The sequence below is a fragment of the Orientia tsutsugamushi str. Boryong genome (assembly GCF_000063545.1).
Classification (GTDB): domain Bacteria; phylum Pseudomonadota; class Alphaproteobacteria; order Rickettsiales; family Rickettsiaceae; genus Orientia; species Orientia tsutsugamushi_C.
Window position 1 is genome coordinate 1,973,749 of sequence record NC_009488.1, and the last position, 12,984, is coordinate 1,986,732.

Consider the following 12,984-nt stretch of genomic DNA (forward strand, 5'->3'; position numbering starts at 1 on the left):
AGGATAAGAGAAAATATGAAAGGTAGTGAGTAAAAGGTATACAAGAGGTAATGTATAATTATATATTATCTGTAGTTTCAATTAATAACCGTTTATTTATTGCTCATATTTCTACAAATATTCTTTCGTAATACTATACTTAATAACCTGAACATTCACCATTATAACACTTGTATATTACATATTTCTAATTGTTTCTTATCCTAAAATTGCATTTACAGACATGTGAGCAATAAATAAACTGCTATTAATTGAAACTATATTTAAAGATATTACATAATATCTCTTGTATACCTTTTTATTATACCTTTCATACTTTTTCTTATCCTAATCTGGCGTTTATATACTTTTCGAAAAGCATATCTAGGTCATAGTAATAGCCAAGCTATTATAACTGCTTTATAGTAGTTTGGTTATACATATTTAATAGATAATTTTTGCAAGATATATCAAGAGTAGGAAAGAAAGATACTAATAGCAAGTAGTATAACCAAAGTAACAATTAAGCTTAGCTGAGTTATTAACAGTAGTGATATATTTTTACTTGTTGCCATACAAGAATTTTAAAAATTATTATCTATTTACTTGCATCATAGATATAAAGTGATACTTTTGAGTGCAGTACAAAGAATATATGTTTCCTTTATTCTTATCATTTTTCTGTTTTTAATATCAATCTATCACTGTAACTATTATTCTACTTACTATCGCACTCTGAATAATATAGTACAATAAAATGTAGTTTATCATATTTATCATTCATAATATGAATAATAAATTACTAGCAATATTGTACCAACAAAAATATATAAATCAGCTAAATTAAATATTATCAAATATATATCTATAAAATCAAAAACAGCACCATATAGCATTCTATCTATGATATTGCTAGTACCACCAATAATTACTAGCATATAAGCATTAAACTGCAATAATTTCTTAGCTTTTGTTATCAAGTAGCAAATGCATAGTACAATTATAGTATTAACAATAAGAAAAAAAATATTGCCAATATCATAATAATAGTTAAATATTCCAAAACTAATACCATAATTCCAAACATATGATATTTTGAAGTACTTAAAAATTGAAATTGCTATTCCAGGAGTCTTTTTTAAAAAGTTAATAAAAAATGACTTAACTAATTGATCAATAATCAATAATTGAGTTCCAAAAATTAATGACCATAACTTATTTCTACTACTATTATTTTTAGACACTTCTAAATTACACATAATATATATAACCTGTTCTAATAACATTAATGATATTCTATAAACATAAAATTTTTATAAAACTGCTTCAAATAATATGAACGTATTGTAAAATTTAGTAGTGTCATAATTTAATTACTGTTAGAACATTAAATCTTTTAATTTTTATAAATAAGTTGTATACTTCATGCAAGTATTAATTGCCTTTGTGGTGGAATGGTAGACACAACAGATTCAAAATCTGTCGCTCATAAAAGCGTGCTGGTTCAAGTCCAGTCAAGGGCACCAACTGTTTTATTATTTATTTAATATTTGTACAATAAAATAATATTAAATTTAGTAATGTATAACCTAAATACTATAATAAATAAATTACTTAATATGTTTAGATTTATTTGCACTCTTTTTGTTTTGTTATGTTTTACTAACTGCATAATCTTTGCAAAAGAAAAAACAATAATTACTTACCTTTCAGAAGATGATGCATACTCAAGAGCTGAGTTGCTCTTTCAGAAGAAAAAATATAATGCTGCTGCAAAGCAATTTTTTGATATTTTTGTTCAACATCTTGGCTCAAATACTGCAACAAAGGCAGAATTAATGCAAGGCTATAGTCTATACTTAGCAGGACAATATTCAGAAGCATCTGAGGTGCTAGATAATTTTATTAGATTACACCCTGTGCATCAAAAAATTGCGGATGTATACTATTTAAAAGCTCTGGCAGAATACAAGCAAGCTCATAATCAACAAGATCTAGAGCAGCTTCTTCATGCAAAATTAGCGCTACAGCAAGTAATAGATAAATTTCCTAAAAGTGATTTTGCTGTAAAAGCAAAAGAAAAAATAAATGTTATCTCTAAAAATTTAGCTAGTAGTCAAATTGATATCGGAAAGTTTTATTTAAATAAGAAAAATCCTATTGCAGCTTTAAATAGATTTAATACTGTAGTGGATAAGTATTCTCATACATCATATTATCCAGAAGCTATTTATAGAATTGCTCAAAGCTATGCACTGTTAGGACGCAAGCAAGAAATGAAAGAACAATTAGCTATTTTGAACATTAAATTTCCAAACGGTACTTGGTCTAAACGAGCTAGCTCATTATTACAGCTCAATGATTGTAATGCGTAAAGCAATTCCATGTAATGCAGCATTTTTATACTAGATAGACTGGATGTTGCCATCTCTTCCATTCAAAAAGCATATTTGAATAATTGCATAGTAGTTTTTGTTTATCATATTTTCTATATAAGGCAGCTTCACCAAATGTAATATACAGATAGTTGTAAGTGAATCAAGATAAGGTGAATTAATCTTACTGATGAAAGTGAAGTTATGGAAGGAGAAGCTAGATCCACCATATAGCGAGTCTTGTGCTGCTGAAGGTAACGACAGTAGTAAAGCGTAGACAGTGAAACATTCGAGCCGAAACCAAATGGTGAACGTGATAGCCCTGAAAGTGAGATGTAGTGGAAGCCGATATGTTAGACTACATAGTAGGCAAAAGAAGATTGGAGGTCAAACTAGTAAAAATCCAAAAATTTTCAACCACCGGGGTCACAGGCGTCAGCGAGTTTGTAAAGATTAATGACACAACTTGAGAAGTCCTTATAACTCTTACGTAATTAAGTAAGTATTCAAAGTACAAGTGATGCTTTGGAGATGGTGTAAGGATGGCTGAGTTAGCCATAGTAGTGATGAAATCCAGTAATGTGGGTGGAGCCCGAAGGGTTAGCAGAAAAGTAAGAACGTAAGAGGGAAACAATGGCTGTACACAGCATAGACAGAAATACATGGTTAACGAAACTTGAGCGTATAAAGTTGCTATCATCGAAAAATCAAGACATAAAGTTTAATAATCTAAATCAAGACATAAAGTTTAATAATCTTGGACATATCATTGATTTAAAGATGTGCTATAGGAAAAATTGGTCTTCTAAGGCAGATAGTATAAGTATGAAGATTTATATATGTTTGGCATAAAAATTTTTTTCAACCTATTTTCAACCTTTTGAACAAAAATTTGACTGTAATTTTATAAAAAAATTATTTTCTAAAACACCTACTATAGCTGTATTTTTGGAGATGAAAAATGCGCCCTGTAGTAATAGTTGTAATATTATTAAAAATAATAGTAACAATAATGACACAATATTTTATAACTTTATTGGAAATATCATTCCACCAGAATGGAGAAAGCTAAGTGGAGATAATGGAAAAGCATTAAGTAAAACATCTAAACAGCTTTTATCATTCATAGTATTTAGACTACATATCTATTACAACAAAGATATAGATGAATTACAGGAAAGTTATCAACTTTATGAAGATAAGCTGAATGTTGGTCAAAGAAGAGTTAGGCAATGCTTAGTAGAATTAAGAGATGCAGGTTTTATTGAAGTTGAAAATAGGACAATAATTAAAGACAATGTTAAGTTACGTAATGTTCCTTGCATAAAAATTCTGAAAAATTTTCAGCACTATAGTGAAAAAGGAAAAGAAGAAAATATAGCCTTACCAGAAAAAAAATTTCGTCCCAACATGAAAGAAATTTCAGGTCAACCTGAAACTTTTTTCAGGGACATATATAGATATATAAAAAAAATCTAAAATATCTAGATCTACTGAAGGTGAGTTAGTAGAGAATAACAAAAATGAAAATGAAGAACAAAATTTTCAAAATGTTGATGATTTTGAAAATGATATACGGACTTCAACTAAAAATCGCAATAAAGACATTGAATCACTAATAACAAAGATTCTCAAGTCTTCGAATGGTAAAAAAGAATGGTTCAAAAGGTACAGGCTAGAAGACTTTTACCCAACTAACACCAGAAGATGTAGTTACACTGCAACATAAGTCTGATAGAGGTTTTAACATATACTTTATCAACAAATTACTATTAAAGCTAGCAGATCAATATTCGAATTATCATTTTGGCGGTAAGGCATCAGTTCTAAACTATATGGCAAAAGCGTTAGCAAATGAATTACGAACTACTGATCAGGCAAATAGTGACAACTGTGGACTTGATAACGTAGAAAAATTTAATAAGGAAAAATATCTTGCGCAAATTGAAACAAGGACAAATCTTAGTAAGGAAAGCCAGTTGAAGCATAAAATTGCTGGTTCTTTTGAAGCAGCTATGGCTTATCAAATTTTGACTTCTTGTAGTTTTGGGCCAGCAGTTCGAACTAAGTTTTTTGTTAAGTTGCTTAAAAATATTACACTAACAGAATGTGATAGATCAAAGATATTACAAGCTGTACAAGATGTATATGGATACGACAAGAATTACAAGTTACACCATTTGAGCAACTCAAAACTGTTTCACAGAAACAAATCAATGAAGAAGAGTATCTCTTGAATCTGAGTAAACAATTGGACTCCAACTCAACTTGGTACAAAGTACGAAAATACATACTTCAACATTACAAATATGAGCAAGTTATTGATAAAATATGGTTTAGTAAATTAAAAGTTGTAAATGAAGATAATGTTAATAAAAAAATATTCATTAAAGCAAAAACAGAATTTGAAGATAGTTACATCAGAGGGAATTATCTGAAAGATTTTGAGTACGCTTTTAAAGCTCAAGGGTTTTCTTTTGAGTTAGTTAAGTTCGAATAATTTTAATAAAATTTAAAGAGTGATATGGAAAAAGATCTTGCAAAGATTGCTCCAAATAATATTTAAGCAGAGCAAATGATACTTGGGGCAATTCTGATTAACAATCGTGCGCTATATAACATTAACGAATTTTTACTGCCGGAACATTTTTATGAACCATTACATGGTAAAATATATAAGTCAATTAATCTCATTATTAGTAAAGGAATTAGTGCTACTGTAATTTCGCTCAAAAATATGCTAGGCAATGAACTCGCATTTGAGGAAATAGGTGGAGTAGATTATCTAGCTAAACTTACAACTTTAGCATTAAGTATAGTTAATGTTAATGAATACGGCAAAATAGTATATGATCTCGCACTGCGGCGTTATTTAATTGAAATTGCAGAAAAAATAGCAACGAATGCATATTCTTCTACTTTAGCAGATACAGCTATCAGTAAGATCGAAACTGCTGAATCTCAATTATATGATCTAGCTTCAAGAGGAACTTTAAGTCAAGGATTTATAAAATTATAAACTTCAATTGAAGAATCATGGACATCAATTTCATCTGCTATTAAAAATAAAAACTCTATTAACGGTATTAGTAGTGGACTACCTGACCTTGATTCAAAGCTTGGAGGATTTAAAAATTCTGACCTAATAATATTAGCTGGCAGGCCCTCAATGGGTAAAACTGCTTTAGGAGTTAACTTAGCAATAAATGCTTGTAAATATTTTCTTACTCAAAAAAATACTAAAGATAATGTACCATCAGTTGGCTTCTTTTCTTTAGAAATGTCATCTCAGCAAATCTCTACTCGAATTCTTTCTATAGAATCTGAAATTAATAGCTCTGCATTATTTAACGGTAAAATAGGTGAACAAGATGTTGATAAGTTAAAGACTGTACAAAATGAAATACAAAAGTGGAATTTTTTTATAGATGATGCTCCTGCAATCTCAATATCAGCAATTAGATCACGAGCTCGTAGACTTAAACGCACTCATAATTTAGCAATATTATTTATTGATTATTTGCAGTTAATTAAGATTGATTCAAATAGAAGTCAATATAATAGAGTAAATGAAATTTCTGAAATTACTCAAAGCCTAAAAGCACTTGCAAAAGAACTTAATATTCCAATAATTGCATTATCACAATTATCTAGAGCTGTTGAACAAAGGCCTGATAAAAAGCCGTTGCTATCAGATCTAAGAGAATCAGGCTCCATTGAACAGGATGCCGATATTGTAATGCTTATATATCGTGACGAATATTACTTATCTAGATCAGAGCCAGCTCCTGGAACGCCAGAATATACGGAATGGATTGCTAAACAAGATAGATGTCATAATACTGCTGAAATAATTGTTGCTAAACACCGTAATGGGCCAGTTGGTACAGTGAAGTTACACTATACTAATCAGTATTCTAAATTTGGCAATATTGTTAAAAACTCTCAGCAAGGTTAATAAACACTAGATTATGCATAAATGAAAAAATGCTGGTCCAAAAAAAAAAATTACAGCAAAATTTTACTCATTAACACCAGAGATATACAACTTAAGGTTAGTTCGTGATAACTGAATCAAAAATTTTATAATTTAATTTGCTTCTTTTCCAGTTTTTATCTGGGATTGGAGTATACAAAAAGTTTGAATTATGGTATAATTTATTAATAACCATTTAGAGATGGAAAATGATAGATTTTTATAGTGAGAGCTTAATAAATAAGCTGCTCAGAACCAACGTAAGATTTAACACCAAAATTGATCTTGATAAAGTTGAAAGAGCAATACTTTACGCTAAAAAATATCATGGCCAGCAAAAGAGAGATACTGGAGAACTATACTATACACATCCATTGAAAGTAGCTCACATGGTATCAGACCACAGCTTTGAAACAGATACAATAGATTAATTCTAGGAAATAGAATTGACAAAAAGTATAATTAACATTAACTTTATAAAAATATTAAATTAGATAGATACTGATATGAGTATTTTAAAATCACTTTTACAACCGTGTTATGCTGTTATATTAGCATTCGTTGTATTATCTTCACCATCAATATGTACAGCGAATAATAATGTAAACTTCAATACTTCTAAAGTTAGTATTGATACTTCACAATTCTATATAAAATTTTCAACTGGTATTGCTACTAACTACGATACATTAGAAGCTGGAATTGGTTATAGATTAGATCGGCACAGAATGGATATAAGATTAGGATTTATTGGGCATCACAACTGTAGAGATAACTTTGTTCAAGGAAATTATTATTACAATATAATTGAAGGTAACAAAGCATCAATTTTTGTTACAGGTGGCCTAGTATCAGTTTTCAATGGTGATAGTGGTACTGGTATAGATGTAGGAGTTGGTACAACAATAAACTTATCAAGAGATACATATTTAGACATTGAATGTAGCACAATGGCTAACTATAGACCACTTCCTATTCATATACGTTTTGGATGGCGGGTTCACATTTAATAACTAATAAGTTTTATAGTTGGTAATTATTAGCCCATTAACGAGATTGCGTTGTTCATTAATTGAGTATGTAACTCCAATATGAGTGATGAAGAGGTCTTTGTATAAAGCTTTAATAAAGGTAGTGTTATTATTTGAAAGCATAATTTTAACACCTTTATTGTTGAGTTCATAAACAAAATCTCGTAGTCTGATTTGCTCTTTTTCATCAAATGGGACTCTAGTGTAGAACCTTTCTCCTGATTGGTGGTAAGGAGGATCGAAATAAACAAAGTCATTTTGTTGAGGCCCTATAAATGAAAAATCCATTGCGCAAATTGATACATCGGTTAAAAGTTTACTACATTTGTTTATTCTAGAGCAAATATGAAGCTTAAGATATTACTTATCAGAAAATGTTTGAGCGGATGTGCCGTCTCTGTTTAGCCTATAAATTCCCCTAAAGGAATATTTATTAAGATATATAAATTTTGCAGTAATATCGTTAGGATCATTACTATAATAATTGTCCCTTATTTTATAGTAATAATTTTCAGAATGGTTTTTGTGATATAGATTTAGTAATCTATTAACCTCATTTGGATTCTTTTTTACAGCGTTATAACTAGTAATTAAGTTGAGATTAATATCAGACAAAAAACATTGTTTAAACAGATGCCTAACTTGAAAAAATAAAGCCCCACCTCCAAGGAATGGTTCATAGTAATTATAGTATGGCCCTGAAGGAAGATGCTTTATTAGTTTAGCAACAATTCTCCTTTTGCCTCCAACCCAGTGAAGAAAAGGCTTTGGTTCATTAGAAATTGCTATTGACACAAGAATTTTTGATTAATTAAATCTCTACTATGAATTATAGTAGAAAATAAGCCTTAAAGCCAGTAATAATAACTGCTGCAGAGCTTTTTTTATAAATCTTTTTTGAATGATGTTTTTGAAGCTAGAGATACAATGTGATAATTTCGCATCTACTTTAAAAAAGATGAAAAAATTTTTCATAATTATGACAAAAAGTCATGTACTGATAAAAATCAAAATGATACTGTATACCTGATATTATCTGAGATTCAAGATTTAGATAATATTTAGCTAGAGGTTATTTCATTAAAACTTCAGAATCTGCTATTAAAGGTACAAATGAATCTCTAGCTACACTTTAATTACTACTTCAAATAGCAAAAGTAATGCTATGATTATTAGTGATAAGAATAACAATAAACAAAAAAAATCTAAAAATACGATATCTCCATAGCTACGTTTTACGTTTTATGGAGGATCTATTATCTATTGCACATATCAATCTCTTCTTTGAGATACTGCTTAATATCAGTTATTGCAAAATAAAAAATCATTGCTAGAATACAAATTAAGCGAATTTAATTTTATTTAAATTAAGGTTAATAAATTATTATGTCTAGAGAGGAACTTTTGCTATGGTATAAAGAGCAATTTAGTGATAGTGCTTATATAAACAAATCAGATATACAGAAAATAAGTAAAATTTCTCCAGAAAATGCTACTGATTTGCTACCCTATGCAGTTGTCACTAATAATTTTCCTGTAGCCAAATTTTTGATAAAAAGGAAAGCCACAATATGTACAAAAGATGAATATGATAATTTCCCAATAAATTATGTTGATATTGATCATGAGAAATTAGCAGTCAAGTTAATTAAGCTTTTTGTAAAAAAGGATAAGAATTGCATAAATAAACAAAATAGCTTAGGCAGAACTATCCTACATACTGCAGCTAGCAAAGGAAAATATAACATAACAAAGTATCTATTGAAATCTTGTGCAAAACAGAATATTACTGATGAAGACGGTGATACAGCAGAAAAGCTAGCTTTGAATTATAAGACTAAAATGTTGTTTCAGTCTTATAATTCAATAAGTGAAGAAGTATGTGATGTACAGCGCAATACACAAAATCTAACCAATGAAGCATCATGTACAATAAAGTATCTAGTAAATAATAATACTGATGTAAGATTTAACTTTAACACACAGATATATGCTGATACTCTGCTTGCAAATTATTTAAGCGAAAATGGTATATTGATAAACCGTATTGAATGTGTAGGGAGTAGTATAGTAAAAAGTTTTTCTTTGAATTACAAGATTAAAGAACTACTAAAACGATATACAATAACAGGCATAGAAAAAGATAATATCCAGCCTCTTATACAAAAAGTACCTAGTAATGTAATATTAGTATATTTTAGTACAAGATATAACGCTATATCAGAAGACTTACCTGTAGATTATTTTATGCAGAAACTATATATATCAGTTGAAGAAGATGCATATCTTCTAGGGCAAAATACCACTAATAATGAAGGATACTGTTATGTATAGGCAAATATTAAATAATATACATAAAAGGCAGTTTAATAGTGATTTTGCTCTTGCTGGTGGAAGATATAAGAATACATCTAGGACTGAAGAACAAAAAGCTTTCGATTCCTTAGCTAAGATTCTAGCGGTTTATAACAAGAAGGTATGCGTAGCCATAGCTGTAGCAGGGACTTTTTTTGACAAAAGATATTATGTTACTTATAACGCTAATACTGGCAGTGAAAGTGAATGTGATAAATTTTTACTGAATACTAAAAAAATAATTACGTCGTGTATAAATAATCAAGAAGATAGCCTATCAGATGAATTAGTTAAATCAGTTCTCAATGATAACAAATTAAAAAACAAACTTGTGAATTCTGTATTTAAGCTTAATACTGGATATATTGGACAATCTAAACAGCTTATATTTGGCATCATGAGAAATGTAGAAACGCATTACAAGCAAGCTAAGCTTGCTACAACAACAGTAGATGATCGACATGAGCATTATAATTTTCTTTGTGAAGCATATAGTCAGATAAAAGATTTTCTCAATAGTAATGAAGTTTTAGGTAAAAATTATCGTTTAATTAATCAAGTTAAATCATCACTGTCAGAATTTTATAAAATAAACCTTAATATAAAAAGGGTATGCAGCTATTTTAAAGACAATGGTGATTTCATTAAAAATTTAATAATAATTCAGAATCACTCTACTCCTAATAATCAAATACACGCTGAAATGATTTTGTTAGAACATATCCACAGTGATTATCATGAATCATATAATAGCGAAGCATATATTGGAATATCAAAATTATCTTGTATGCCTTGTAGTAAAGTTATTAAGCTTTATAATGAGAGTGCAAATAATCTTGATGTTCAATACCATGGTACACATGGGAAAGTGTATGAAAACTGGAATTATCCAAACAAAATATGTTCCATTGTATCAGAAGAGAACTTTGTTAGTGAATTAGAAAATTGCGAATCATTATTTCTCCCACTAGGAAGAGATGATGCTACTACTAGTGATTCTAACTAATTAGAAGAATAGCAAAAACAAGATTTGCAATAAACTATTATTTGCTTTAGGAGTTAGCTAAGAATAAGGGAAAAAAACTGATAATAATCACCGTTTTGCATATGCAAGATAGCTTGATTAACAGTAAACAGAAAATTATCACAAAAATTTTATAAAAACACACAGCTCGATATAAATGCTAGAATAGAATATAGCAAAGAAGATAAGTCCAGAACTTTTTCAGTTAATATACTAAATTATCAAAGTCTTTTTATAACTCAGAATCAATTGTATATCTCATTTTGAAAGATATTTTGTTTTTTTTAGATGTAAATAACAATGCGATAATTTCGCATCAATGTGTAATATTATGAAAAAAAATTTCATAAATATGACAAAAAGTCATGTACTGACAAAAATCGAAATGATACTGTATACCTGATATTATCTGAGATTTAAGATTTAGATAATATTCCGATAGAGATTAAAAGCATATAAACAACTAAATTTATCTTTTTAATCTCTAGCATAACAGTTTTAACACTTAAAACAGCAGGGTAATTCTATGCCTATAGAATACGAAGGTCAAAATAAAATCAATAAATTAACTGAAAAATTATCTACAGAAGGAATTAATAGCACAACAATAAAACAGATAGATTCTGAAATGCAAAAACTATACTGCCAGCTAGAGGAATCTGAGCAAGTAAGCATAAATTGCATAGAGTGGATACAATATTTTAGGCTAATAGTAAATAACTACGACAGAAAAAAAGTAAATATAATAACTTCTCTAAATGGAATGATTTTTTTATTTAGACAATACATAGCATCAACAAATGTAAGGATTGAAACATTTAACATAGAATTGCTAATAAATAATACCGTTATCAGAATGAGGAAACATTTTGAAAATGAGAATATAAAGCTAAATGTTCAAAATGACATAAAGACGGTTCTGATTGGAGATAGTTTTAGAATAAAAGCAGTAATAAGTCAGTTAATTGGTAGTGCTATTATAAATAGTAGTAAGCATAGCAAGATTACTATTAACATCAATCAGTATTCAGAAATATTACAATTTACAGTACAAAACATAGTACTAAGCCCTTCTAAAGAAAAATTAGAAAGAATAAATTCCGAACTAGAGAATTTGAATTTGGTAACATATCAAGAACTAGGAGAAGGATTAGCATTTATTAAACATCTTATACATCAGCTAAAAGGAAGGCTAAGAGCAAAAGAGGAAAATAATTACATAACTTTTGCATTTGAAGTGCCAATAACTAGTTTTAACTCTTCTTTTGGCGAATGTTATGAAAAACCAATGGATGGTACAAATTCCTCCAATACCAATTACGCTAGTGAATGGAGAAAGGGAGAATATCGATGAATATATGGAGATAATAACAAAGTTAAGAAAAGCGAAGTATCAGGTCGAGGTAGCTGAATCATTGAAAGAATATTGTGTGAATCTGATACAGAATATCAAATATAGATTTAATATTGCAACTAGTGAAATTGTAAGGCTAGCAAGCGAGATCATGTTAAATGATTTAGAAAATAAAGATAAGCTGGAAACAATATTAAATCGAGCAGTAAATCTCCAAGAGTACTGTAATGATGTAGTTTACACGCTTAGAAGCGAAATTGAGAATGAAAATTTATGTTTAAAAAAATTTAGCATACAAAAGCTAGTAAAGGATGCTGTCATGAGACTTAAGACATTGCAAAAGAGAAAGATATAAAAATCAATTACAATTTTCAGTACAAAATGAAGGATATTGTGATTGGAAATAGTGATCACTTACAAGCTATATTAAGTCAATTAATAGGAGGAGTCATTAGATTTAATCACAGCTGCAAGGTTATAATTACAGTTCATTTGTTTACTGTAAAAAATTATATAAAAAGCGATAACATACTACAATTTAGAATACACGATAAAGGAAGCAGTATTTCAAAAGAAAAATTAGGAGATATAAAAGCTAAATTAGCTGATTTTGAGTTGGTACGAGACTATCCACAAATGTTAGAATCAGGATTATGGTTTGTAAATTACCTTATTAATCAACTTAATGGAGAAATGGAAATAGAAAGTGAGAAAGGCAAGTTTACAACCATTACTTGCAATATTCCAGTACAATTTTTTTAATCAAAAATAACACATTTTAATGATTAAAAATTTTACAATTTGATTTGCTTCTTTCCTAGACTTTGTCTGAGATTGAAGCATATAAAAAGTTTAAATTATGGTATAATTTATTAAAGATTATTTGGAGA

At 28.8% G+C, this 12,984-nt stretch carries 12 protein-coding genes, 1 tRNA gene and 3 pseudogenes; 14 read left to right on the forward strand and 2 right to left on the reverse strand.

Going from position 1 to position 12,984, the window contains the following annotated elements; translation table 11 throughout:
- Positions 1 to 755: 755 nt before the first annotated feature.
- Positions 756 to 1,238 carry a signal peptidase II gene (locus OTBS_RS09360; RefSeq protein ID WP_232489007.1) on the reverse strand — a complete coding sequence of 161 codons (483 nt, stop codon included), beginning with the start codon at positions 1,236 to 1,238 and terminating at the stop codon, positions 756 to 758.
- A gap of 181 nt (positions 1,239 to 1,419) precedes the next feature.
- On the opposite strand from OTBS_RS09360, the gene OTBS_RS09365 reads away from it, so the two are divergent.
- The 9 genes and pseudogenes from OTBS_RS09365 (at position 1,420) to OTBS_RS09405 (ending at position 7,340) form a co-directional block, all read left to right on the forward strand.
- Positions 1,420 to 1,505, forward strand: a tRNA-Leu gene (locus OTBS_RS09365).
- Positions 1,506 to 1,598: 93 nt separating this feature from the next.
- Positions 1,599 to 2,354 carry an outer membrane protein assembly factor BamD gene (locus tag OTBS_RS09370; RefSeq protein ID WP_232489008.1) on the forward strand — a complete coding sequence of 252 codons (756 nt, stop codon included), beginning with the start codon at positions 1,599 to 1,601 and terminating at the stop codon, positions 2,352 to 2,354.
- Between the two features lie 633 nt (positions 2,355 to 2,987).
- Positions 2,988 to 3,206, forward strand: a complete 219-nt coding sequence (locus OTBS_RS09375; RefSeq protein WP_011944659.1) for a hypothetical protein — start codon at positions 2,988 to 2,990, stop codon at positions 3,204 to 3,206.
- Between the two features lie 102 nt (positions 3,207 to 3,308).
- Positions 3,309 to 3,833 (forward strand): hypothetical protein, encoded by a 525-nt coding sequence (locus tag OTBS_RS18070; RefSeq protein WP_041621267.1) that lies wholly within the window; start codon positions 3,309 to 3,311, stop codon positions 3,831 to 3,833.
- Between the two features lie 356 nt (positions 3,834 to 4,189).
- Entirely contained in the window at positions 4,190 to 4,591 is a 402-nt protein-coding gene (locus OTBS_RS18075) for a hypothetical protein (RefSeq protein WP_041621268.1), read from the forward strand.
- 14 nt (positions 4,592 to 4,605) lie between these two features.
- A complete protein-coding gene (locus OTBS_RS18080; RefSeq protein WP_232488979.1) occupies positions 4,606 to 4,854 on the forward strand; it encodes a DnaA N-terminal domain-containing protein in 249 nt (82 codons plus the stop codon).
- Between the two features lie 75 nt (positions 4,855 to 4,929).
- Positions 4,930 to 6,312 (forward strand): annotated as a pseudogene (locus OTBS_RS09395) (replicative DNA helicase).
- 227 nt (positions 6,313 to 6,539) lie between these two features.
- A pseudogene (locus OTBS_RS10710) lies at positions 6,540 to 6,755 on the forward strand (bifunctional (p)ppGpp synthetase/guanosine-3',5'-bis(diphosphate) 3'-pyrophosphohydrolase); the annotation flags it as partial.
- Positions 6,756 to 6,836: 81 nt separating this feature from the next.
- The gene (locus tag OTBS_RS09405; RefSeq protein ID WP_011944266.1) at positions 6,837 to 7,340 is read left to right on the forward strand and encodes a hypothetical protein; all 504 of its coding nucleotides are present in this window, start codon (positions 6,837 to 6,839) and stop codon (positions 7,338 to 7,340) included.
- A 3-nt stretch (positions 7,341 to 7,343) separates the two neighbouring features.
- On the opposite strand, the pseudogene OTBS_RS09410 reads toward OTBS_RS09405, so the two are convergent.
- Positions 7,344 to 8,156: pseudogene (locus OTBS_RS09410) on the reverse strand (DNA adenine methylase).
- Between the two features lie 591 nt (positions 8,157 to 8,747).
- On the opposite strand from OTBS_RS09410, the gene OTBS_RS09415 reads away from it, so the two are divergent.
- The 5 genes from OTBS_RS09415 to OTBS_RS17300 all read left to right on the forward strand — a co-directional run bounded on the left by OTBS_RS09415 (position 8,748) and on the right by OTBS_RS17300 (position 12,856).
- Positions 8,748 to 9,695 (forward strand): ankyrin repeat domain-containing protein, encoded by a 948-nt coding sequence (locus OTBS_RS09415; RefSeq protein WP_011945144.1) that lies wholly within the window; start codon positions 8,748 to 8,750, stop codon positions 9,693 to 9,695.
- On the forward strand, positions 9,673 to 10,722 hold the full coding sequence (locus tag OTBS_RS09420; RefSeq protein ID WP_011945145.1) for a nucleic acid/nucleotide deaminase domain-containing protein: 1,050 nt from the start codon (positions 9,673 to 9,675) through the stop codon (positions 10,720 to 10,722). Before OTBS_RS09415 ends, OTBS_RS09420 begins: the two co-directional genes overlap by 23 nt.
- A 544-nt stretch (positions 10,723 to 11,266) precedes the next feature.
- Entirely contained in the window at positions 11,267 to 12,094 is an 828-nt protein-coding gene (locus OTBS_RS09425; RefSeq protein ID WP_011944626.1) for a sensor histidine kinase, read from the forward strand.
- A gap of 4 nt (positions 12,095 to 12,098) precedes the next feature.
- Positions 12,099 to 12,449, forward strand: coding sequence for a hypothetical protein (locus OTBS_RS17295; protein ID WP_041621371.1), 351 nt, complete (start codon positions 12,099 to 12,101; stop codon positions 12,447 to 12,449).
- Between the two features lie 26 nt (positions 12,450 to 12,475).
- Complete coding sequence (locus OTBS_RS17300; protein ID WP_232488892.1) at positions 12,476 to 12,856, forward strand: ATP-binding protein; 381 nt, start codon at positions 12,476 to 12,478, stop codon at positions 12,854 to 12,856.
- Positions 12,857 to 12,984: the final 128 nt, after the last annotated feature.

Excerpts from the sequence above, each read along its gene's own strand:
- OTBS_RS09360 (WP_232489007.1), bottom strand. The coding sequence starts at position 1,238 with ATGTGTAATTTAGAAGTGTCTAAAAATAATAGTAGTAGAAATAAGTTA.
- OTBS_RS17300 (WP_232488892.1), top strand. The coding sequence starts at position 12,476 with ATGAAGGATATTGTGATTGGAAATAGTGATCACTTACAAGCTATATTA.
- OTBS_RS09425 (WP_011944626.1), top strand. The coding sequence starts at position 11,267 with ATGCCTATAGAATACGAAGGTCAAAATAAAATCAATAAATTAACTGAA.
- OTBS_RS09375 (WP_011944659.1), top strand. The coding sequence starts at position 2,988 with ATGGCTGTACACAGCATAGACAGAAATACATGGTTAACGAAACTTGAG.
- OTBS_RS18070 (WP_041621267.1), top strand. The coding sequence starts at position 3,309 with ATGAAAAATGCGCCCTGTAGTAATAGTTGTAATATTATTAAAAATAAT.
- OTBS_RS18075 (WP_041621268.1), top strand. The coding sequence starts at position 4,190 with ATGGCAAAAGCGTTAGCAAATGAATTACGAACTACTGATCAGGCAAAT.
- OTBS_RS17295 (WP_041621371.1), top strand. The coding sequence starts at position 12,099 with ATGGAGATAATAACAAAGTTAAGAAAAGCGAAGTATCAGGTCGAGGTA.
- OTBS_RS09420 (WP_011945145.1), top strand. The coding sequence starts at position 9,673 with ATGAAGGATACTGTTATGTATAGGCAAATATTAAATAATATACATAAA.
- OTBS_RS09415 (WP_011945144.1), top strand. The coding sequence starts at position 8,748 with ATGTCTAGAGAGGAACTTTTGCTATGGTATAAAGAGCAATTTAGTGAT.
- OTBS_RS09370 (WP_232489008.1), top strand. The coding sequence starts at position 1,599 with ATGTTTAGATTTATTTGCACTCTTTTTGTTTTGTTATGTTTTACTAAC.
- OTBS_RS09405 (WP_011944266.1), top strand. The coding sequence starts at position 6,837 with ATGAGTATTTTAAAATCACTTTTACAACCGTGTTATGCTGTTATATTA.